Origin of the sequence: Pseudomonas sp. B707 (assembly GCF_022496685.1) — a bacterium.
In the GTDB taxonomy this organism is placed as follows: Bacteria; Pseudomonadota; Gammaproteobacteria; order Pseudomonadales; family Pseudomonadaceae; genus Aquipseudomonas; species Aquipseudomonas paraglycinae.
The window spans coordinates 1-21,381 of sequence record NZ_WTVE01000033.1 but is presented as its reverse complement, the minus strand read 5'-3'; the positions used below and the strand labels follow the sequence as shown (position 1 = coordinate 21,381).

The 21,381-nt window shown below is 61.5% G+C and carries 17 protein-coding genes; 6 read left to right on the top strand and 11 right to left on the bottom strand.

The annotated features are described in order from the left end of the window. Nucleotides 1-43 precede the first annotated feature (43 nt). The 5 genes from GQX66_RS22485 to tpx form a co-directional block, all read right to left on the bottom strand. Nucleotides 44-1,513: an efflux transporter outer membrane subunit gene (locus tag GQX66_RS22485; RefSeq protein ID WP_102718046.1), complete on the bottom strand. Its 1,470-nt coding sequence runs from the start codon at nucleotides 1,511-1,513 to the stop codon at nucleotides 44-46. Then, entirely contained in the window at nucleotides 1,510-4,617 is a 3,108-nt protein-coding gene (locus tag GQX66_RS22480; RefSeq protein WP_129974201.1) for an efflux RND transporter permease subunit, read from the bottom strand. The genes GQX66_RS22485 and GQX66_RS22480 overlap by 4 nt, the downstream gene beginning before the upstream one ends. Next, complete coding sequence (locus tag GQX66_RS22475) at nucleotides 4,614-7,718, bottom strand: MdtB/MuxB family multidrug efflux RND transporter permease subunit (protein ID WP_007955054.1); 3,105 nt, start codon at nucleotides 7,716-7,718, stop codon at nucleotides 4,614-4,616. The genes GQX66_RS22480 and GQX66_RS22475 overlap by 4 nt, the downstream gene beginning before the upstream one ends. Continuing rightward, nucleotides 7,715-9,022: an MdtA/MuxA family multidrug efflux RND transporter periplasmic adaptor subunit gene (locus GQX66_RS22470; protein ID WP_240871538.1), complete on the bottom strand. Its 1,308-nt coding sequence runs from the start codon at nucleotides 9,020-9,022 to the stop codon at nucleotides 7,715-7,717. Before GQX66_RS22470 ends, GQX66_RS22475 begins: the two co-directional genes overlap by 4 nt. 175 nt (nucleotides 9,023-9,197) lie before the next feature. Beyond that, the gene (tpx, locus tag GQX66_RS22465) at nucleotides 9,198-9,698 is read right to left on the bottom strand and encodes a thiol peroxidase (protein ID WP_011333939.1); all 501 of its coding nucleotides are present in this window, start codon (nucleotides 9,696-9,698) and stop codon (nucleotides 9,198-9,200) included. Nucleotides 9,699-9,968: 270 nt separating this feature from the next. Between tpx and GQX66_RS22460 the strand changes: the two genes are divergently transcribed. From GQX66_RS22460 to GQX66_RS22450, 3 genes are all read left to right on the top strand, one after another. Next, on the top strand, nucleotides 9,969-10,394 hold the full coding sequence (locus tag GQX66_RS22460) for a YciI family protein (RefSeq protein WP_085745837.1): 426 nt from the start codon (nucleotides 9,969-9,971) through the stop codon (nucleotides 10,392-10,394). A 149-nt stretch (nucleotides 10,395-10,543) separates the two neighbouring features. After that, nucleotides 10,544-12,178, top strand: a complete 1,635-nt coding sequence (locus GQX66_RS22455) for a J domain-containing protein (protein ID WP_240871537.1) — start codon at nucleotides 10,544-10,546, stop codon at nucleotides 12,176-12,178. Then, nucleotides 12,175-13,170 (top strand): DUF3829 domain-containing protein, encoded by a 996-nt coding sequence (locus tag GQX66_RS22450; RefSeq protein WP_240871535.1) that lies wholly within the window; start codon nucleotides 12,175-12,177, stop codon nucleotides 13,168-13,170. Before GQX66_RS22455 ends, GQX66_RS22450 begins: the two co-directional genes overlap by 4 nt. Nucleotides 13,171-13,219: 49 nt before the next feature. Here GQX66_RS22450 and GQX66_RS22445 read toward each other — a convergent pair whose 3' ends face one another. The 4 genes from GQX66_RS22445 to GQX66_RS22430 form a co-directional block, all read right to left on the bottom strand. Beyond that, entirely contained in the window at nucleotides 13,220-13,891 is a 672-nt protein-coding gene (locus GQX66_RS22445; protein WP_011333935.1) for a DUF3313 domain-containing protein, read from the bottom strand. Between the two features lie 156 nt (nucleotides 13,892-14,047). Further along, nucleotides 14,048-15,022: a hypothetical protein gene (locus GQX66_RS22440; protein WP_240871533.1), complete on the bottom strand. Its 975-nt coding sequence runs from the start codon at nucleotides 15,020-15,022 to the stop codon at nucleotides 14,048-14,050. Between the two features lie 129 nt (nucleotides 15,023-15,151). Beyond that, nucleotides 15,152-15,631 carry a DUF934 domain-containing protein gene (locus GQX66_RS22435; RefSeq protein WP_240871531.1) on the bottom strand — a complete coding sequence of 160 codons (480 nt, stop codon included), beginning with the start codon at nucleotides 15,629-15,631 and terminating at the stop codon, nucleotides 15,152-15,154. Beyond that, complete coding sequence (locus GQX66_RS22430) at nucleotides 15,628-17,301, bottom strand: nitrite/sulfite reductase (RefSeq protein WP_240871529.1); 1,674 nt, start codon at nucleotides 17,299-17,301, stop codon at nucleotides 15,628-15,630. Before GQX66_RS22430 ends, GQX66_RS22435 begins: the two co-directional genes overlap by 4 nt. Before the next feature lie 330 nt (nucleotides 17,302-17,631). Here GQX66_RS22430 and ccoN point away from each other — a divergent pair, with 330 nt between their 5' ends. After that, nucleotides 17,632-19,059, top strand: coding sequence for a cytochrome-c oxidase, cbb3-type subunit I (ccoN, locus tag GQX66_RS22425; RefSeq protein WP_240871523.1), 1,428 nt, complete (start codon nucleotides 17,632-17,634; stop codon nucleotides 19,057-19,059). Between the two features lie 15 nt (nucleotides 19,060-19,074). Further along, a complete protein-coding gene (locus GQX66_RS22420; protein ID WP_085745843.1) occupies nucleotides 19,075-19,296 on the top strand; it encodes a CcoQ/FixQ family Cbb3-type cytochrome c oxidase assembly chaperone in 222 nt (73 codons plus the stop codon). Between the two features lie 291 nt (nucleotides 19,297-19,587). Here GQX66_RS22420 and GQX66_RS22415 read toward each other — a convergent pair whose 3' ends face one another. Then, nucleotides 19,588-20,079 (bottom strand): hypothetical protein, encoded by a 492-nt coding sequence (locus GQX66_RS22415; protein ID WP_129974375.1) that lies wholly within the window; start codon nucleotides 20,077-20,079, stop codon nucleotides 19,588-19,590. A 115-nt stretch (nucleotides 20,080-20,194) separates the two neighbouring features. Beyond that, complete coding sequence (locus tag GQX66_RS22410) at nucleotides 20,195-20,704, bottom strand: GNAT family N-acetyltransferase (protein WP_240871519.1); 510 nt, start codon at nucleotides 20,702-20,704, stop codon at nucleotides 20,195-20,197. 410 nt (nucleotides 20,705-21,114) lie between these two features. Between GQX66_RS22410 and GQX66_RS22405 the strand changes: the two genes are divergently transcribed. Next, on the top strand, nucleotides 21,115-21,381 hold a 267-nt coding region (locus GQX66_RS22405; protein WP_240871517.1), incomplete at its 3' end, for a hypothetical protein.

The following is a 21,381-nucleotide window of genomic DNA, read 5'->3' as shown; positions in this document are numbered from 1 at the left end:
GGCTCTAATTCAGGGTCTTGAGAAGATCGTTACCAGCTCGGTTTCAGCGGTTATCAGTGGTTTCCAGCTGCCCGTCCCAACCACCGCCCAGCGCTGCGATCAACTGCACGCTGGCAATCAAACGGCTCTGCAGGATATTCAGGACAGTGCGTTCATTACTCAACGCCGTCGCCTGCACCGTCACCACGTCGAGATAAGCAATCACCCCGGCCTTGTACTGGTTTTCAGTCAGACGCAACGAGTCCCGCGCCGCATCGAGGGCTTCCTGGCGGACGGCCGCTTCGTCTTCGTACACCTTCAATTGCACCAGATAGTTTTCCACTTCGCGGAAACCGTCGAGCACGGTCTGGCGGTATTTGGCCACGGTCTGGTCGTACACGGCTTCGGTGCGGTCGACTTCGGCCGAGCGGATGCCGCCGTCGAACAGCGGCAGGGTCATTTTCGGCCCCACCGACCAGAAGCGGTTCGGCAGGCTGATCAGGTTCTGCGAGGTACTGCTGCTGTAGCCGCCGCTCAGGCTCAGGCTGAAGTCCGGGTAGTACGCGGCCTTGGCCACGCCGATGTTGGCGTTGGCCGCAATCACCGAGCGCTCGGCCGAGGCGATGTCCGGACGGCGCTCGAGCAACTGCGACGGCAGACTCAGCGGGATCTGCGGCAGCTTGGGAATGTCCTGGGTTTCGGCAATGTTGAATTCGGCGGGCGGCTGGCCGGTCAGTACCGCGATGGCGTTTTCGAACTGCGCCCGTTGCCAGATCAGGTCGACCAGATCGCCCTGAGTGGTTTTCAGCTGGGTCTGTGCCTGCGCCACCGCGTCACGCCCGGAAACCCCGGCGTTGTACTGGTTCATGGTCATTTTAAGCGAGCGCTCGTAAGCGGCCACTGTCGATTCGAGCAAACGTTTCTGCTGATCGATCACCCGCAATTGCAGGTAGTTCTGCACCAGTTCCGATTGCTGGCTCAAGCGCATCGCCGCCAGATCGGCGTAGCTCGCCTGGGCGCTGGCTTCATTGGCTTCAAGGCCACGACGCAACTTGCCCCAGACATCCGCTTCCCAACTCACGCCCAGTTGCGCGTTGTAAGTGTCACGGATACCGCTGGAGGAACTGCTCAGGCTCGAACTGCTGCTGCCAGTGCCCTGGCTGGAACGGGTCTTGCCGGCGCTCAGATCGACACTCGGGTAAAACGCTCCGCGCGCGCTGCGCACCAAGGCCTGGGCCTGACGGTACTGGGCTTCGGACTGGGCGACGGTCTGGTTCGAGCTGTTGAGTTTCTCGATCAGCTCGTTGAGCTGACGGTCGCCATACAGTTCCCACCAGGCACCGCGTGCCAGGGAATCGCTCGGGTTGGCCTGACGCCAGCCTTCGGCTTCCTTGTACTGGGCGATTTCGGCGGTCTGCGGGCGCTGGTAGTCCGGGCCGACGGCGCAGGCACTGAGCATCGCCACGCACAGGGACAGGCTCAGCAGACGCGAGCCGCGAACGGTAGCCAGATTGATAAGCGAACGGTCAGTCATAGCGGAGTTTCCAGAGCGGCATCGGTGCGCACGCCACGCCATTTGTTGAAACGATGGCGCAACTTGTCGAGATAGAGGTAAACCACAGGCGTGGTGTAAAGGGTCAGCACCTGGCTGAAAACCAGCCCGCCGATGATGGTCAGGCCCAGCGGCTGGCGCATTTCCGCGCCTTCGGCCCGGCTCAGCAGCAACGGCAAGGCGCCGAGGATCGCCGCCAGCGTGGTCATCAGGATCGGCCGCAAGCGTTGCAGACAGGCGCTACGGATCGACTCCAGCGGCGCCATGCCTTGATGACGCTCCAGTTGCAGCGCCAGGTCGATCATCAGGATCGCGTTCTTCTTCACCACACCGATCAGCAGGAACAGCCCGAGCAGCGAGATCAGGCTGAATTCGCCGCCCAGTACATAGATCGACAGCAACGCACCGACCCCGGCCGACGGCAATGTCGACAGAATCGTCAATGGATGAATGTAGCTTTCATACAGCACACCCAGCACCAGATACACCGCCAGCAGCGCACCGAGGATCATGAACGGCTGGCTCTTCTGAGTGGCGGCGAAAGCGTCGGCTGTACCGGCCATTTTTGCGATCACGTCTTCGGGCAAGCCAACCTTGGCAATCGCCCGCTCGATGGCCGCACTGCCCTGCTCCACTGTCACGCCTTCGGCCATGTCGAAGGAAATGCTCTCGGAGGCGAACTGGCCTTCGTGGCTGACCCGGTCGTCTTCCAGGCTGTTTTCATAATGGGCGAAGGTCGACAGCGGAATCCGCGCACCGTCGGCGGTGATTACCTGAACCTGCTTGAGTGTCACCGGATCCTGAGCGTATTTCGGATTGACCTCCATCACCACCTGATACTGGTTGAGGCTGTCGTAGATCGTGGAAATCTGCCGCTGGCTGTAGGCGTTGTTGAGCACGGCCGTGACCATGTTCATATCCACGCCCAGGCGCTTGGCCTGATCGCGGTCGACGATCAGCGTCACCTGCTGCGCACCGCGTCCTTCACGGGCGTCGATGGCAGTCAGTTCCGGCAAGGCGCGCAATGCGGTGACCACTTTCGGGTACCACTCGCGCAAGGCGCCCAGATCACCACTTTGCAGGATGTAGCTGTACTGCGAAGTGGTCTGCTCGCGACCGCCGCCGAATTGCAGGTCCTGGTCAGCCATCAGCATCAACTGCGCACCGGCCACCTTGGGCATTTCCTTGCGCAGGCGCTCGATGACCTTCTGCGCAGAGATATTGCGCTCCTTGATCGGTTTCAGGCGCACCAGCATGAACGCGTTGTTGGTGCCGTTGGTGCCACCAATGAACCCGGCCACACTCTCGACCGCTGCGTCCTTGAGCACGGCGCGGCGGAACACTTCCATTTTCGGCTGCATCACGCTGAACGACAGACCGTCGTCACCGCGCACAAAACCGATCAACTGGCCGGTGTCCTGCTGCGGCATGAAGGTTTTCGGCACCACCACATAGAGAGCGACGTTGACCCCGACGGTGATGATCAGGCTCAGCAAGGTCAGTCGACGGTGGCGCAACACCCAGTCGAGGCTGGTGGCGTATTTGCCGACCATCCAGTCGTTGGTGCGGCGGCTCCAGCGTTGCAGGCGGTTTTCCTCACCCGGCGTATGGGGTTTGAGCCAGCGGGCGCAGAGCATCGGGGTCAGCGTCAGGGAAACCACCAGCGACACCACGATGGCGGCGGCCAGGGTGATTGAAAACTCGCGGAACAGGCTTTCGATGATCCCGCCCATGAACAGGATCGACAGAAACACCGCCACCAGCGAGACGTTCATCGACAGCAAAGTAAAACCGACTTCCTTGGCCCCGAGGTACGCGGCCTTCATCGGTTTGACGCCTTCGTCGATGTGCCGGGAAATGTTTTCCAGCACCACGATGGCGTCGTCCACCACCAGCCCGGTGGCGAGAATCAGCGCCATCAGCGACAGGTTGTTCAGCGAGAATCCGTAGAGGTACATCACCGCGAAGGTGCCGACCAGCGACACCGGCACCGCCAACGTCGGAATCAGGGACGCGCGGAAATTGCCGAGGAACAGGAACACCACCAGAATCACCAGCGCCACGGCGATCAGCAGGGTCATTTCCGCTTCGTGCAGGGTGGCCTTGATCACCGGCGAGCGATCCATGGCCAGGTTCAGTTTGACGCTGGCCGGCAGCACTGCCTGCAACGCCGGCAACTGCGCCTTGATTTCGTTGACCGTCTCGATGATGTTGGCGCCGGCCTGGCGGTTGATCACCAACAGCACCGCCGCGTCATCATTGAAGAAACCGCTGTTGTAGCGGTCTTCCACGCCGTCGCTGACCTTGGCCACGTCTTTCAGACGCAGGGCCGCGCCACCGTTGTAGTGGATGATCAGCGATTCGTAGTCCTTGGCTTTCTCCAACTGGTCGTTGGCCTGGATCTGCCACAGGCGCTGCTCGTCCTCGACCGAACCCTTGGGCCGGCGCACGTTGGCTTCGGCGATGGTCTTGCGCACATCGTCCAGCGCCACGCCGTACTGGTTCAGCGCCTGGGGTTCGAGTTCGATGCGCACCGCCGGCAGGGAACTGCCGCCGATCTGCACTTCGCCGACGCCCTGCACCTGGGACAGGCTCTGGGACAGGATGGTCGAGGCCAGGTCATAGAGCTGGCCTTTTTCCAGCACGTCCGAGGTCAACGACAACACCATGATCGGTGCCTGCGACGGGTTGACCTTCTTGTAGGTCGGCATGCTGCGCATCCCGCTCGGCAGCAGGTTGCGCGAGGCGTTGATCGCCGCCTGCACTTCCCGCGCCGCGCCGTTGATGTCGCGGTCGAGGTCGAATTGCAGAATCACCCGGGTCGAGCCCTGGCTGGAGCGGCTGCTCATGGTATTGACGCCGGCAATGGCGCCGAACGAACGCTCCAGCGGCGTGGCCACAGTGGACGCCATGACTTCCGGGCTGGCGCCGGGCAGGCTGGCCTGCACCACGATCACCGGGAAGTCCATTTGCGGCAGCGGCGACACCGGCAGCAGACCGAAGCTCACACCGCCCAGTAGCATGATCGCCAGGCTCAGGAGCATGGTCGCCACCGGGCGCTTGATGAAAGGACCGGACAGGTTCATGGCTGTTCCACCGGCTCCACGGCCGAAGGAGCACGGCCCCAGCGCCGGCCGAGACGATCGAAGTACAGGTAGATCACCGGCGTGGTGAACAGCGTCAGCACCTGACTCACCAGCAACCCGCCGACCATCACCAGACCCAGCGGTTGACGCAATTCAGCGCCGGAACCGGTGGCCAGCATCAGCGGCACCGCACCGAACAGCGCAGCCAGCGTGGTCATCAGAATCGGCCGGAAACGCAACAGCGCCGCCTGATAAATCGCCTGCTCCGGCGCCATGCCCTGAGTGCGTTCGGCGTCGAGGGCGAAGTCGATCATCATGATCGCGTTCTTCTTCACGATACCGATCAGCAGGATGATGCCGATGATCGCGATCATCCCCAGGTCATTGCCACTGAGCAGCAACGCCAACAAGGCCCCCACCGCCGCCGACGGCAAGGTCGACAGAATGGTGATCGGGTGAATGTAGCTCTCGTAAAGCACGCCGAGCACGATGTACATGGTCACCACCGCCGCCAGAATCAGCAGCAAGGTGCTCGACAGCGATGCCTGGAACGCTTCGGCCGCGCCCTGGAACTGGGTCTGCACGCCGATCGGCATGCCGATGTCCTTCTGCACCTGCTCGATGATGTCCACCGCATGCCCCAACGCCACGCCGGGCGCGAGGTTGAACGACATCATCACCGCCGGGAACTGGCCGATGTGGGTGATCGCCAGTTGCGCCTGCCGCTCCTCGACGTGGGCCAGACTCGACAACCGCACCTGACCGCCATCGGTGGTCTTGACGTGAATCTGATCCAGCGCCTGCGGGCCGATCTTCTCCCCGGCCTGTGCTTGCAGCACCACGCGGTACTGGCTGGCCTGGGTGTAAATGGTCGAAATCTGCCGCTGGCCGAACGCGTCGTACAGCGCATCGGTGATGTTCGACACCGACACACCCAGCCGTGAAGCAGCGTCGCGGTCGATCACCAGGAACACCTGCAAACCCTTGTCCTGCAAGTCACTGGCGACGTCGGTCAGTTCCGGGCGCTGGGCCAGGGCCTCGACCAGACGGCCGCTCCACAGGCTGAGCAATTCAGAATCCGGCGACGACATGCTGAACTGGTATTGGGTACGGCTGACGCGGTCTTCGATGGTCAGGTCCTGCACCGGCTGCATGAACAGACGGATGCCGACAAGCTTGTCCAGCTGCGGTTGCAGGCGGGCAATCACTTCGGTCGCCGTCAGATCACGCTGGCCATGGGGCTTGAGGTTGATCAGCAGCCGACCGCTGTTGAGCGTGGCGTTGTCACCGTCGACACCGATGTAGGACGACAGGCTTTCCACCGCCGGATCCTCGAGAATCACCTTGGCCAGCGCCTGCTGACGCTCGCCCATCGCCGCGAAGGAAATCGACTGCGGTGCTTCGGAAATGCCCTGGATCACCCCGGTGTCCTGCACCGGGAAGAAGCCCTTGGGCACCACCATATAAAGGAACACGGTCAGGGCCAGGGTGCCGATGGCCACCAGCAGGGTCAGCGGCTGGTGCTTGAGCACCCACTGCAACTTGCGCCCGTAAGCGGCGATCATCCAGTCGATGAACGCACCACTGGCACGGTAGAAACGGCCCTGTTCATGTGCTTCCGGCTCACGCTTGAGCAGACGCGCGCACATCATCGGCGTCAGGGTCAGCGAGACCACCAGGGAAATCAGGATCGCCACCGCCAGGGTGATGGCGAATTCGCGGAACAACCGCCCCACGACGTCGGCCATGAACAGCAGCGGAATCAGTACCGCGATCAGCGACAGAGTCAGGGAAATCAGGGTGAAACCGATCTGCTTCGCGCCCTTGAGCGCAGCCTGCATCGGACTGTCGCCCTCTTCGATGAAACGCGCGATGTTTTCCAGCATCACGATCGCGTCATCGACCACAAAACCGGTGGCGATGGTCAGCGCCATCAAGGTCAGGTTGTTGACCGAGAAGCCAGCGAGGTACATCACGCCGAACGTACCGATCAGCGACAGCGGCACGGCCACCGACGGAATGATCGTCGCACTGGCACGCCGCAGGAACAGGAACGTCACCATCACCACCAGCGCAATGGCGATCAGCAGTTCATGTTGCACATCGGTGACGGAAGCGCGGATGGTCTGGGTGCGGTCGGTCAGCACGACCACGTCGAGACCGGCCGGCAGGTTGTCGGTGATGCTTGGCAGCAGCGCCTTGATCCGGTCGACCACTTCGATCACGTTGGCGCCCGGCTGACGCTGGATGTTCAGCAGAACAGCCTGATTCTGGTTGGCCCACGCTGCCAGACGCTCGTTCTCGGCGCCGTCGACGATCTGCGCGACGTCCTTGAGCCGCAGCGGCGCGCCGTTGGCGTAGGCCAGGATCAGGTTGGCGTAATCCTTGGGCGACGTCAGCTGGTCGTTGGCGTCGAGCATCGAAACCCGGGTCGGGCCGTCGAAGTTGCCCTTGGGCTGGTTGACGTTGGACGCACTGATCAGCGTGCGCACGTCCGACAGGTTCAGGCCGTTGGCCGCTAGGGCTTCAGGGTTGACCTTGATCCGCACCGCCTGACGCTGGCCGCCGGCAATGCTGACCATGCCGACGCCGCTGATCTGGGCGATCTTCTGCGCCATGCGCGTATCGACCAGATCATTGAGCTTGGGCAACAGCATGGTTTTCGAGGTGATGGCCAGGGTCAGCACCGGGGTGTCCGCCGGGTTGACCTTGTTGTACACCGGCGGCGCGGGCAAGTCGGTCGGCAACAGGTTGGTCGCGGCGTTGATCGCGGCCTGCACCTGCTGTTCGGCGACGTCCATGTTGATGTCGAGGCTGAAACGCAGGGTCAGCACTGACGCGCCGCCAGAACTGGTCGACGCCATCTGCGTCAGGCCCGGCATCTGCCCGAACTGGCGCTCAAGCGGCGCGGTGACGGCGCTGGTCATCACGTCCGGACTGGCGCCCGGATACAGGGTCATGACCCGGATGGTCGGGTAATCGACCTGCGGCAAGGCCGAAACCGGCAGCAGGCGATAGGCGATCAGACCGGCCAGCACGATGGCCAGCATGCTCAGCGTGGTGGCGACCGGGCGGAGGATGAACAGACGCGAAATGTTCATGCGCCCTTCTTGGCCTTGTCAGTGACGGTGGCGTCAGGCGCGGTGGCGGCGGACTTGCCTTGCAGGTGTTCGGTCGGGGTGGTCGGGACATCCTTGCTGTCGTTGACCACTTCCACTTCACTGCCTTCCTTCAGGCGGTCGGTGCCTTCCAGCACCACCCGGTCGCCGGCGGCCAGGCCTTCGGTGACCACCGTGTTTTCGCCGTCGCTGGCACCGATCTTCAATTGGCGGATGGTGACTTTCTTGTCGCCGTCCAGCGCGTACACGAAGGTGCCGTTGGTACCGAACTGGATGGCAGCCGATGGAGCCAGCACCACACCTTTCAAGGTGTCAGCCAGCAGGTGAACGTTGACGAACTGGTTGGGGAACAGCGACTGATCGCGGTTCTCGTAGCGCGCCTTGAATTTCAGGGTGCCGGTGGTCACGTCGATCTGGTTGTCGAGACTTTGCAGTACACCGGTGGCTTGCAGTTTGGTGTCGCCACGATCCCAGGCCTCGGCCGGCAGTTTGGCGCCGCTGCGGTAGCGGGCGAGTACGGTTTCCAGGCTGTTTTCCGGCAGGGTGAAGGCGACGCTGATCGGCTGGGTCTGAGTGATGACCGCCAGGAACGTGGTGTCGTTGGCCGCCACTAGGTTGCCGACGTCGAGCTGACGCAGGCCGACGCGACCGGCAATCGGTGCGCGGATCTTGGTGAATTCGAGATTGAGCTTGGCGTCGTTGACCGCCGCCTGATTGGTTTTCACGGTGCCGAGGTATTGGCCGACCAGCGCTTCAGCGGTGTCCAGTGTCTGCTTGGCGATGCTGTCTTCCTTGTAAAGACCGCGATAACGCTCGACATCGACCTGGGCGTTCTTCAACTGCGCCTGGTTCTGCAGCAAGGTGCCTTCGGCCTGAAGCAAGGCGTTCTGGTAGGGGCGCGGGTCGATCTCTGCCAGCAGGTCGCCGGCCTTGACCATCTGCCCTTCCTCGAAATAGATCTTCACCAACTCGCCGCCGACCCGGCTGCGCACATTGATGGTGTTGAGCGCCGTCACCGTGCCCAGGGCCTTGTAGTACAGCGGGAAGTCCCCGGTGACCGCCGGCGCCACGCGCACTGGAATCGGCCCTGCCGCCCCGCCGAAGCCCGGACGCATCATCCCCGAACGGCCGGTGTGACCGGCCTGCGCCTTCTCGCCGCCCTCCTTGTGGGTCGAACCGGCGGGCCAGAATTTCCCGCACAGACCGGCAATGACCAGCAGGACAAGCAGGCTCAACAGCCAGCGACGGGAGTTTCGGGAAGACGATTGCATGGAGTGATTAACCATTGGGCGCGTGGGCTTCTTTTACGGGAGGCTGAACGATAAGCACTGGCCGGGATTTAGCAAAGCAGCTTTACCGGCAATTTACCTTCCACTTACGTTTCAAGGTGTGAGGCAAAACACTGATACACAAATGAAAACGGCCTGGACAGGGCCAGGCCGTTAACAATTGTAAAAGCGCTTACTTGAGAACGGACAGCGCCGCTTCGTAGTTAGGCTCTTCTGCAATTTCCTTGACCAGTTCGCTGTGCAGGACGTTGTCGTTTTCGTCCAGTACAACCACCGCACGGGCGGTCAGGCCTTTCAGCGGGCCGTCAGCGATGGCCACGCCGTAGTTCTCGAGGAACTCGGTGCCGCGCAAGGTCGACAGGTTTTGTACGTTTTCCAGACCTTCGGCGCCGCAGAAACGAGCCTGGGCGAACGGCAGGTCAGCCGAGATGCACAGCACAACAGTGTTGCTGATGTCGTTGGCCTGGGCGTTGAACTTGCGCACGGAGGTGGCGCAGGTCGGGGTGTCGACGCTTGGGAAGATGTTCAGCACTTTGCGCTTGCCGGCGAAGTCTTTCAGGGTGACGTCGGACAGATTGCCGGCTACCAGGGAAAAGGCTGGCGCCTTGGAACCGGCTTGTGGCAGTTGGCCGTTGACTTGAACCGGGTTGCCTTTGAGCGTGACTTGAGCCATGAACGGAGTCCTTCTTAACGTTGTTGGGAAAGCATGCAAGAGGCAGAAGTTAACCACGAAATTGTCCGACGACCTATGCCTGGACTGAAATTGCAATGTGCTGGCACGCAAAACTGGATACACATTCTCCAGTAGCCCCACATCCCCGCCCTCAAAGAGGGTGATGCTTGTTAAAACGCAAGTCTGCGTCTTTTCTTTAACGACCTGTCGATTCAGACCCCGGCCGTTCGACTAAGCCATGAATCCCTCACCTATCTGCGGAGAAACACCATGCGCTTCATGATCATTGTCAAAGCCAGCCACGACTCCGAAGCCGGCGTGATGCCCAGCGAGCAATTGCTGACCGACATGGGCAACTACAACGAGGAACTGGCCAAGGCCGGCATCCTGGTTTCTGCCGACGGCCTGCACCCCAGCAGCAAAGGCGCCCGCGTACGTTTCAGTGGTGAAACCCGCAGCGTGATCGACGGCCCGTTTGCCGAGACCAAAGAGCTGATCGCCGGTTACTGGATCTGGGACGTGAAATCCAAAGAGGAAGCCATCGAATGGGTCAAGCGTTGCCCGAATCCCATGCCGGGCACTGAGTCGGAGATCGAGATTCGCCAGGTCTTCAGCCCGGAAGATTTCGGCGCCGAGTTCACCCCGGAACTGCGCGAGCAGGAAGAACGCATCCGCGAACAAGCCAAAAAACACTAAGGCCCCGAATCGGGAGCGTGAGCATTTTCTGCATGGCCGATGACGACTGAGCGAGACACGAGGACTTTTCGACGCGAAACAGGTAGGGTGCGCAACATCACAATGCCACCACTGGATCGCGTCGCGGTTGTTATGGAGTTGTCATCGCAATGAGTTGCTGGACCGTCCTTGGCCTGTCGGCCGACGCCGATGTGCGCACTATCAAACGCCAATATGCCGTCCTGCTCAAACAGACCCGCCCCGACGACGACCCCGAGGGCTTCCAGCGGCTGCGCGATGCCTATGCGCTGGCGCTGGCGTACAAGGAATGGCAGCAGAATCAGGACGTAGAGCAGGAACAGGGTATTGAAGAGTCCTGGGACCTGACCGGCCTCACCGTGGTCGAGGTCGATGCCCTGCAACTGGCGACCCGCTCGCTGGACGGGCTCAGCGTTGAAGAGCTGAATCATCGCCATGCCGTCACCCTCGAACAGGGTTGCGCACATTTCTTCGAAGACACGGTGCTGCATCATTGCATTGAACACCCTGAGACTTCGCAGACGCTGGTGGACTGGGCCATCCCGACCTTCTTCTGGTTCAGCGCCTGGCAACGCCTGGAGCTGGACGAAATATCGATTGACCTGTTGCTGGATCAACAACGCGCGCGCATTGCGCAACCGATGCGTGATGCGCTCGAACGGGAAGACGTCGACGGATTTCTCCAGGCCTATGCCCGCTGCGCGGATTTCAACTGGTTGGCGATTCAGCAACATCAGGAATGGTTCAACCGTGCCCTGAGCCATTTGCTGCTGGATGCGCCGGTCTGGTCTCCCGAGATTTTCGAACGGGTGCGCGCCGGTCAGGGCTGGCACGGCTGCACCGGGAATCCCTGCCCTGACGGCGAATGGCAACGCCTGCTGGCTCGCCAGAATGCGCCGCTTTTCCTGGCTCACCAGCAACAACTGGCCACGGAGCCCGCCGTCACCCCCGAACACCGCGCCGCCCGCCTGCTGCTGGGCACCGGCTCGTTCAGCGCCCGCCGCGCACTGGCCCGACGCCTGCACGAGGACGACTGGGCGCAGTGCCGCAAGTTGAGTTCCGAGCTGTACGCCAATCACCCCAAGGTCTGCACACAGATGCCCGGCGGTACGGCTTTTTTCTGGCGTGACTGGGAGCTGAGCTTCAATGACTGGCCGACCTACGTGGGCGTGGTATTGGCCTGCCTGATCGGCGCGTTCACCCATTACATTCCGCTGGGCATGCGGCTCAGCGGGTTGATCAACATCGTCATGATTTCGACTGTGGTGTTCGGCGTGATCGTGGCCGGGCTCAATTGGCTGGTGCACAACCTCGCCCATCGCGTATGGCGGCTGGATGACCGGCTCAGCGCTGCTCTTTGCCCCGGAGTTTTCAAAGACTCGCCGCCGTTCGGCGTGCTGCGTGACCTGGTGCCCGGCGCGTTGATGGTGGCCGGGCTCGGCTGGTTTTTCGGCCCGATTGCCGGCGGGGTGTACGCCGCGACCCTGACGACCTTCGGACTGGTTCGCCGCTGGCAGTCCAGGCCACGGGTATCCTGGGAAGAGAGCCGAACAGCCGTGAAAGTCGGCGTGACGATCCTCGGGATTGTGGTGCTGTCCCTCGTGCTCGGCGTATTCAAAGTGGTCGCCAGCCAAGGTACGGTCAATCGCAATCAGGGTCTGCAACCCTGGACCGAACGCCTGTGCAGCCGCTTGCCGGCCACCACCGCCGAATGCAGCGCACCGGCCACCGTTGAACAGTGGTACGGCAAGGAGGCGCGCCCATGACCACGAGAGTGATGTTTTGCGTCGGTATTTTCTTCGCGCTGGTGGTGATGGCGCTGACGAGTGCGACCCGCCCTTTCCTGCAACTCGATCTCTGGCTGGACGGGCGCGATGCACCGATCACCGCCCAGGCCAATGCCCTGAGCCCGGTGATCGCTTGCGTCAACCGGATCGATGTGCAATGGCGAGTGGCCTATGACCGCTACAAAAACCCTCAACCGCCCTTGCCTCGCGACCAGCGCTGGCTGAAGAGCCTCAAGGATTTCGACGACAGTGACGCGTTCAATGTGCGCGACATTCAGCGCGATGTCTGCGGTCAGGGCCTCACGGAAAAACTCGATCTTCTGGCGTGGCAGCCTGAACTGGCGCGACAGGCGAACGAGTACGTCCGGGCGCTGAGTCACGTCACGACCACCATTGCCCCCACGCGGTTTTACCGAGAGGCGAGTTTCACCTCCGGGTCGCAACAGCCTTCCCCTGGAGAACTGGATGCGATCGAGCGCGTTTCACAGGAATACATCGGCGCCTCGACGGCTCTGCGGCAAAGCCTGCTGCCGCTCGACGCCGCGCAACGTCCTGAACAGCTCAAGCTGATCGAGGCGCGTCTGGGCAGGGACATTCATTGGGACTTGCTGGCGTACATGATTCAGGCGCGGGAGACTGTCGACGTGCTCGACGAAGCGATGAAAAACCGCACTCTGACCCCAAAATTGCTGGCCGACACCACCGCGAAGTTGCAACAGGCGTGGAACCGTCGCGAACCCTGGCTCGCACCGCGCACGGGTGGATTCCAGAACAAGACCGATGCCGCACGGGATCTGTGGCTGCGCATCGGCGAGCCGGGGCAAAGCTATCTCGAGGCGTTGAACACCCTGCAAGCAGACTGGCACAACCACGCTAAGCCCGAACGTTTGAGCGAGGACTACTACGCCGTGACTCGCCGTTACGACGGTTTGCTCAGCCATTACAACCGACTGGCGCGCGCCAGTTTCTGACGCCGTGCGCACGCCGGATCGCCCTCAGGGACGACCCGGCGTGCCGGTCTTACTTGGCCTTGAGCTTGAGGTAGGACTGATGCAGGTCCGACGCCCAGCCATCGATCACGCTTTTCACGTCATCGGCCTTCATCACCTGCGAATCGTTTTCCAGCGGTTTGCCAGTGCCCTTGCGCACCACCTGCGCCGCCACCTTGTTGGTGCCGCCATCGAGGAACACCGCCTCGGTCGCCAGCGTGGTTTCCTGATCGCGAATACCGCTGGCGGTGCTGACCGCTGCCGCCACCAACGCCACCGGAATCACTTCATAGGCATGCAGGCCTTCGGTCTTGCTGCTGACGGCGGTGATGGCCGCGCGCACCACAATCACGCCCGGCCCGGGGCCCGAGGCCAGCGGCAGGGATTTGCCCAGTTCACGCTTGAGCGCCTGATCGTAGTAGCTGGTGATGCCGTTGAGGGTCTGCTGCGGAATCTTCACGGTGGGTTGCGGTTTGGGATAGAGCTGGGTCGGTTCGACGTAGAAGCTGGTGAATTTGCCGATGTCGACTTTCGGGTCGATCCAGCGCATCACTTCGGCCCCCGACGGGGATTTGGCCTCCCTCAGCTGGCTGTAGTCCTTGAGGAAGCCTGAGTACTCGTCGGGTGCGACGGTTTTGCTGGAGCAGCCCACCACGCCCAGCGTGGCAATGCACAGGGTGCTCATCATTACGGCTAGCTTCATGCTGTAACTCCTGTCGGAAGGCCGAATTTATTGCGTCGGGGGAGTTACAGGTATAGCTAAATTCGCGCCGTTTGCGATCAGAAACCCCAACATTGCACAACGTCGGGTCCGGACCTTTGAAAGGTCCGGACCATCACAGGTGCTCAAGGCTTTCTTCTACCAGCTCGAAGTCTCCCCACTCCTCAACGCCATCTCCCGCCGGCTGTTGGCCCGCATCGCCTTGATCAGCGACACGGTCCCCACCAGCAAAATCGCCGCACCGAACAGAAAATCAATGTTGTACAGCTGGAAATCCTGCACCGGCCCCACCAGCACCGTGCGCATCACGCCGATCCCCACCAGCGTGGCAAGGAAGTCGATTCCCGGCTCATCGCGGTAGAACACCAGCAGCAACGGCAGGCACAGCACCAGCAGCATCAACAGCACCACAACCTTGAACGAGCCTTTGCGCTCGACGCTGAACGCGCATTCGTGGGGGCCGTAGGCCTTGTAGTCCTCGTCGCGGATCATCGAGTTTTTCTCGTTGATGTAGTCGGCGCGGTTGTACTTCTGGATCGGCGTGAAGGTGTTGGACATCTCCATCAGCGTGGTGATGTTCTTGAAGCGCAGGTCGATGCGCTCGCTGCCCTTGAGGTAATACAGCACCGGTTTGTAGCCGTAGCGATAGGTGTCGAAGGGAAATTCGGTGACCCGGCCCTGAACGCTGATCGGGCGCGATTCGAGTTCGGCGAAAGCGCTCTTGTCGGTCGAGGCGAGGTTGCGGCTCAGGGGCAGGACTTTCACCTGTTCGAGGAAGATCGGCGTGACGCCAAACGACCACTGCAACGGTTCCAGGCGCAGACGCAGTTCGTTGCGGCCCAGGTCATAGCGGTTGAAGGTGCGTTCGGAGACCACCACCGCGCCGCTGAGCATGAACTCGCCGCGCAGGTTGTTGGTGATGCGCAGGGTCAGCTGATCCTTGCCCAGCAGCGCCGCTTCGGTGTTCGGCGGCGTGCCGCACCAGGCGGTGCTTTCGCCGACACCACCGAGCTGACCGCCACGGTTTTCATTGAACACATAGATGTAACCGGCCCACAGCGTCACCATCAGCAGCAACGCGGTGATGCCCAGAATTTTTTTGCCCGGACTCACTGATCAGACTCCCTTCTTCGTTCCGTCGTCCAGCCGAAAACCCGCTGGCGACGGGGACTCTACCAAAAGGCCACCATCGACCCAAGGAAAAATCCCCGATTCATCAGGGTTCTAAGGGTTTCCCCTGCATCACCGGCGCCGGAACAACGGTCGCGGCTCGATCACCGAGCGCCCGTACAACACGCTCATCCCGGCCAGGCCCTTGAGCGCATCCTCGGCGGATTTGTCCTCGCGCACCGCGAAGCTGTCGAAACCGCACTGGCGCATGTGGCTGAGCTGGTCGCGCAGCACATCGCCGATGGCGCGCAACTCGCCTTTCCAGCCGAAACGGCTGCGCAGCAGATAGGCCTGGCTGTAGGCACGGCCGTCGCGAAAGCTCGGGAAGTCGAGGGCGATCAGCGGCAGCGAGGTCAACCATGGCAACAGGCTTTCGACGCCGTCGTCGGGGCCGAGCCAGACCGCATGGGTCGAGGGCGATTCGAGCCAGTGGGCCAGCGGCAGAATCAGCATTTCAGTGCTGTCAGACGTTTCAGGCGAGCGGATCAGCGTCCACGGATCATCCAGCACGATGCGCGCCCCGCTCTCCTCCATGCGCAACAAATTGTTCATGCCGACACCTCCTGCGCTTTCGGATAAACCCGCTCCTTGAACGGCTCCAGTCCGATGCGCGCCACGGTGTCGACGAACAACTCTTCGGCCTCGCGATAACGCACGAAAGTGCCGATGATCCGTTCGATCACCTGCGGTACTTCGGCAGCGCTGAACGACGGGCCGATCACTTTGCCCAGCGCACTGTTCTTGCCCTGAGCCCCGCCAAGGGTGATCTGGTACCACTCGCTGCCGTTCTTATCCACGCCGAGAATCCCGATGTTGCCGATGTGGTGATGGCCGCAGGCGTTCATGCAGCCGGAAATGTTCAGGCTGATGTCCCCAAGATCGTGCAGGTAATCGAGGTTGTCGAACCGCGCCTGAATCGCTTGGGCAATCGGGATCGATTTGGCATTGGCCAGCGCACAGAAATCACCGCCGGGGCAGGCAATGATGTCGGTCAGCAGACCGACGTTGGCAGCGCCCAGCCCCTGCTCTTTCGCCAGTTGCCACAGCGCAAACAGCTCGGACTTGGGCACGTCCGGCAAGACGATGTTCTGCTCGTGGGCGATGCGGATTTCGCCGAAACCAAAGCGCTCGGACCAGTCAGCCACTGCCCGCATCTGCGCATCGGTGACGTCCCCCGGCGGCGAGGCCAGACCCGGTTTGGTCGACAGCACCACGCTGGTATAGCCCGGCACTTTGTGCGGTTGCACGTTGCGCGCGACCCAACGGGCGAACGCCGGGTTGTCGGCCAGGTGCGTGCCGAAATCCAGATCGGTGCCCGCCAGCGTGCGGTAGCTCGGCGGCACAAAGGCACTGGCGACCCGCTGGAATTCATCCTCGGTCAATTGCGCCGGTCCGTCCTTGAGGTGTTGCCATTCCTCTTCGACTTCCTTGGCGAACGCCTCGATGCCCAGCGCCTTGACCAGAATCTTGATCCGCGCCTTGTACTTGTTGTCGCGCCGACCGTGGCGGTTGTAGACCCGCAGCACCGCCTCGACGTAGGACAGCAAGTGCTGCCACGGCAGGCCATCGCGAATTTGCAGACCGAGAATCGGCGTGCGCCCCAGGCCACCGCCGACGATCACTCGCAGCAGCATCTGGCCGTCACGGCGAGGGTAAAGGTAGAGGCCGATGTCGTGCATCATGATTGCCGCGCGATCCTGCTTCGCCGAGCAGATGGCGATCTTGAACTTGCGCGGAAGGAACAGGAATTCCGGGTTGATCGTCGACCATTGCCGCAGGATTTCCGCCAGCGGACGCGGGTCGATCAGCTCGTCCGCCGCGACCCCGGCGAAGGCTTCGGTGGTGATGTTGCGCACGCAATTGCCCGAGGTCTGGATCGCATGCATGTTGACCTGCGCCAGACGTTCGAGAATGTCCGGCACCTCGTGCAGCTCGATCCAGTTGAACTGCATGTTCTGCCGGGTGGTGAAGTGGCCGTAGCCACGGTCGTAATCCCGGGCGATGCTCGCCAGGGTGCGCATCTGTTCGGCACTCAGCGTGCCGTAAGGAATGGCCACCCGCAGCATGTAAGCGTGTTTTTGCATGTACAGGCCGTTCTGCAGGCGCAGCGGCAGGAATTCCTCTTCGCTCAACTCCCCGGCCATGAAGCGCTCGACCTGATCGCGAAACTGCGCAACGCGCTCGAACACCAGCGCCCGGTCGTAATCATCGTACTGATACATCGGCCTACTACCTCGTCAGGAACTTGCACGGATTCCTGTGGGAACGGGCGAACCCGAGATAGCGCCAGTTCGCGTCTGGCGCTATCTCGGGTTCGCCCGTTCCCACAGTATTTTCCCTGACTATGGACGAACGGCGCAGTGCACAACAGATTCACCTGAACGCATAAAAACCGTATCAGGGCGCGGCAGATGGCCGCAGGCAGCGCTTTGATCTGATCCGCATAAATGAACAATTCCTGAGCCTGTTTTGTTTCCGGTGGGGTTTCTACAGTGCAGCTCGTGCCAGACCGGGTGGCCTGGCAAGACTTTGCAACCGTGGATGAACTGACCATGAGCACAGCAACAATCGGACAGGCTTATAACTACAAGGTCGTCCGCCAATTCGTCATCGCGACTGTTTTCTGGGGCGTCGTGGGCATGGCGATGGGGGTATGGATCGCCTCGCAACTGGTATGGCCGGACATGAATCTGGACTTGCCGTGGACCACCTTCGGCCGCTTGCGACCGTTGCACACCAGCCTGGTGATTTTCGGCTTCGCCGGCAGCGCGCAATTCGCCGCAAGCTACTACGCGGTGCAGCGTACCTGCCAGGTGCGGCTGTATTCGGACAAACTCGCCGCGTTCACCTTCTGGGGCTGGCAATCGGTGATCGTGATCATGCTGGTCACCCTGCCGATGGGCTACACCACCACCAAGGAATACGCCGAGATCGAATTCTCCGGCGCGGTGTGGATGGCGGTAGTCTGGGTCGCGTATGCCGTGGTGTTTTTCACCACCGTGGTGCAGCGCAAGACCAAGCACATCTACGTCGGCAACTGGTTCTTCGGCGCGTTCATCCTGGTGATCGCCATGCTGCACGTGGTCAATCACCTGTCGATTCCGGTGGACTGGTTCAAGTCTTATCCGGTGTACTCCGGCGCCACCGACGCCATGGTGCAGTGGTGGTACGGGCACAACGCGGTGGGTTTCTTCCTGACCACCGGGTTCCTCGGGATGATGTATTACTTCGTGCCCAAGCAAGTGAATCGGCCGGTGTACTCGTACCGGTTGTCGATCGTGCACTTCTGGGCGCTGATCACCCTGTACATCTGGGCCGGCCCGCACCATTTGCACTACACCGCGCTGCCGGACTGGGCGCAGTCACTGGGCATGGCGATGTCGCTGATCCTGCTGGCGCCGAGCTGGGGCGGCATGATCAACGGGATGATGACCCTGTCCGGCGCGTGGCATAAATTGCGCACTGACCCGATCCTGCGCTTCCTCGTCCTGTCGCTGGCGTTCTACGGCATGTCGACGTTCGAAGGCCCGATGATGGCGATCAAGACCGTCAACGCCCTCTCCCACTACACCGACTGGACCATCGGCCACGTACACGCCGGCGCCCTCGGCTGGGTGGCAATGATCACCTTCGGCGCGACCTATCACATGGTGCCCAAGGTCTTCGGCCGCGAACGCATGCACAGCACGCCACTGATCAACCTGCACTTCTGGCTGGCGACCATTGGCACGGTGTTGTACATCGCTTCGATGTGGGTCAACGGGATTACTCAGGGCCTGATGTGGCGGGCGATCAACGAGGACGGCACGCTGACGTACTCGTTCGTTGAAGCGCTGCAGGCCAGTCATCCGGGGTTTGTCGTGCGGTTTGCTGGCGGGGTGTTCTTCCTCAGCGGTATGTTGCTGATGGCCTATAACGTGTGGCGCACGGTGCGTGTGGCGGATGTTGCGATTGCCCATCGTGAAGCGCAGATCGCCTGATAAAGGGAGCCGGTCATGTTCGATGTTTTCTTGAATGTGTTGGGCGTGTTGTTTTTGTGGCTGGCGGTGGAGTACTGCTTGCGGCACGAGACGACCGAGAGCCTGGATGAGGCGAGTCTGACGCCGTTTGCGGATGATCCGGAGGTGGCGCGGCGGGTTGAGATGGCCACCGGTAAGACCGTGAAAGCGGTGGCGCCGGAGGTGGCGAAGCCGGGGTGGGTCAATCTCGAAATGTGAGGTGTGTCAGGGGCAGCCCCCTCACCCTAACCCTCTCCCGGAGGGAGAGGGAACTGACCGGGTTGTTTACTCGAAATACACCGACCTGAAATATCGAGCCGAACTCAAAAACTGAAAAGCCCCCGATCTGCTCCCTTTCCGTCGAACTCAATATTGAAAACAACGAAGATGGGCTCCCTTTCCGCCGAGCTCAAAATTGAAAACAACGCAGATCTGCTCCCTTTCCCCCTCGCCCCCTTGGGGGAGAGGGCTGGGCGGGCGGCGTTCCGATGAGGGGGTAGGCTTTTGATCTTAGGTGCGGTCGCGGGGGATGAGGCTCTGCAGTTGCTGCGCGAGGAAATTCGCATCGAAAGCAAACGTATCCGGATCCTTCAACCCATTGGTCTTGCGCCACTGCCAATCACCATTGGGCAGCCCCACCAACGAAACACTCCCGTAACGCGCCGCCGTCAGCCCCACCACCGCCAGCGAAATCTGTCCACCGCTGCCCATCACATCCGGCACAAACTCCACCGGTTTGCCGGCAATCACGATGCTCAGTTTTTCAGTCTTGAAGGTTGAGGTCTCAACCGGCGTGCTCGGCCCGAACGCCACATAAGCCTCGCGACTCACCTCCAGCAACCCCGGCGCCTGCACCGGCTCCAGCCATTGCTGAATCTGCCCGAACAATTCGGTAATCCGTGTGGCCCAGGTCGCCGATTGCGTCTCGAACAATTGCTTCTTGTGCGCTTCGCTGTCGGCATAGTGGCGAAGCATTTCGCCCAGTTGCTGTACGTCGTCCATTGCGGTGTTCCTTCAAGGAGCGGTGCTGCGGACTTTGAGCATGGCAGATGCCGATGACGACCGTGCAAGTCATTTGCCTGCACGATCGCCTGATCGACCATTGACGGACAGAAGGTCAGCGTTTGCGCAGACGCGCCATGCTCAAAGTGTCGACCCATTGCCCGTCACGCACAGCGTAATCGCGGAACAGGCCCTCGTTTTCGAAGCCGAACTTGCGATAGAGCCTGATGGCCGCCTCGTTGTCGGCGTACACCGAAAGCTCGACCCGGTGCAGGTTCATCCAGTTGTCGGCGATGTCCAGCGCCGCTGCCAACAGCTTCGAACCGACACCCTTGCCCTGCCACGCTACCGCAACGGCCATGCCGACACTGCCCGCGTGACTGCGGCGAATTCGCGAAAAAGCCTCCAGCCCGAGATGCCCGATCACCGCACCTTGATGCAACGCCACCAGTTTCACCATCCGTTCGTTTTCCGGCTTCAGTCGTTGACGCCAGATCTCGGCAGACTGAAACGGCATCTGCAGCACCTGCCGGGTCACAGCCGGGTCGTTGTAAAGCGCGGTGACGCCTTCGACGTGGGATTCGCTGAAGCGTTCGAGGTGAATGGCGGGGTTGTGCTCAGGCATGGAAGATCCCTCCTGGATCAGTGCGTGGCCGGTCACTGTAAACCGCTTCTTCACGGATTCGCCATGACTGTTTAAAGCCGTTGACCGAAACGTCCGGCAAGCCACAACGCCTTGCGCCATTGCCTACGCATCCGCCAGAATCCGCCGGCTTGTGCGCCTTGAGGGCCGGCTCTATCGTTTCCGGGTCGCTGATGAATCAGCGATCGGGTTTCGCAGCCCGGATCAATCAAGGCGCCCAGAGCGTCGTTTCCGTTCAGCATTCTTTGCTGGTCGCGTAATGGCGGTTGTGCGCGGGATACCTTCGGGTATGCCGGGTTCCTTGATTCCCGGTCTGCGAACCCGCGTACAGCTGCCACCTCCATTCGTTTCGCAGCGAACCGTGGCAGCTCCATCAATCAGGGAGTACTACCATGATCAAACCAACGCCAAATCCACCCGAAACCGATACTACCTCGCCCTACGAATCCCTCGATTCCAAGACATTCCACGAAGCCGCCGAACGCGCCCTCGACCACTACTTCAATCCCCTGCTCCCCAGAAAACCGCTGTTCAAACCCAACACCCGCTACCTCATCGCCCCCGGCGTCGACAGCGAAGAGCTGCTGGCCGACGCCTGCGAAACCCTGACCTCGGCCAAAACCATGGCCACCGACTTCGCCGGGCTGGTGGACGGCTCG

What these genes read in the sequence shown, in the direction of transcription:
- GQX66_RS22480 (WP_129974201.1), bottom strand. Translation starts at nt 4,617, where the DNA reads ATGAACCTGTCCGGTCCTTTCATCAAGCGCCCGGTGGCGACCATGCTC.
- GQX66_RS22455 (WP_240871537.1), top strand. Translation starts at nt 10,544, where the DNA reads ATGAGTTGCTGGACCGTCCTTGGCCTGTCGGCCGACGCCGATGTGCGC.
- GQX66_RS22415 (WP_129974375.1), bottom strand. Translation starts at nt 20,079, where the DNA reads ATGGACGACGTACAGCAACTGGGCGAAATGCTTCGCCACTATGCCGAC.
- GQX66_RS22420 (WP_085745843.1), top strand. Translation starts at nt 19,075, where the DNA reads ATGTTCGATGTTTTCTTGAATGTGTTGGGCGTGTTGTTTTTGTGGCTG.
- GQX66_RS22435 (WP_240871531.1), bottom strand. Translation starts at nt 15,631, where the DNA reads ATGAACAATTTGTTGCGCATGGAGGAGAGCGGGGCGCGCATCGTGCTG.
- GQX66_RS22410 (WP_240871519.1), bottom strand. Translation starts at nt 20,704, where the DNA reads ATGCCTGAGCACAACCCCGCCATTCACCTCGAACGCTTCAGCGAATCC.
- GQX66_RS22475 (WP_007955054.1), bottom strand. Translation starts at nt 7,718, where the DNA reads ATGAACATTTCGCGTCTGTTCATCCTCCGCCCGGTCGCCACCACGCTG.
- GQX66_RS22445 (WP_011333935.1), bottom strand. Translation starts at nt 13,891, where the DNA reads ATGAAGCTAGCCGTAATGATGAGCACCCTGTGCATTGCCACGCTGGGC.
- GQX66_RS22485 (WP_102718046.1), bottom strand. Translation starts at nt 1,513, where the DNA reads ATGACTGACCGTTCGCTTATCAATCTGGCTACCGTTCGCGGCTCGCGT.
- GQX66_RS22430 (WP_240871529.1), bottom strand. Translation starts at nt 17,301, where the DNA reads ATGTATCAGTACGATGATTACGACCGGGCGCTGGTGTTCGAGCGCGTT.
- GQX66_RS22470 (WP_240871538.1), bottom strand. Translation starts at nt 9,022, where the DNA reads ATGGTTAATCACTCCATGCAATCGTCTTCCCGAAACTCCCGTCGCTGG.
- tpx (WP_011333939.1), bottom strand. Translation starts at nt 9,698, where the DNA reads ATGGCTCAAGTCACGCTCAAAGGCAACCCGGTTCAAGTCAACGGCCAA.
- GQX66_RS22460 (WP_085745837.1), top strand. Translation starts at nt 9,969, where the DNA reads ATGCGCTTCATGATCATTGTCAAAGCCAGCCACGACTCCGAAGCCGGC.
- ccoN (WP_240871523.1), top strand. Translation starts at nt 17,632, where the DNA reads ATGAGCACAGCAACAATCGGACAGGCTTATAACTACAAGGTCGTCCGC.
- GQX66_RS22450 (WP_240871535.1), top strand. Translation starts at nt 12,175, where the DNA reads ATGACCACGAGAGTGATGTTTTGCGTCGGTATTTTCTTCGCGCTGGTG.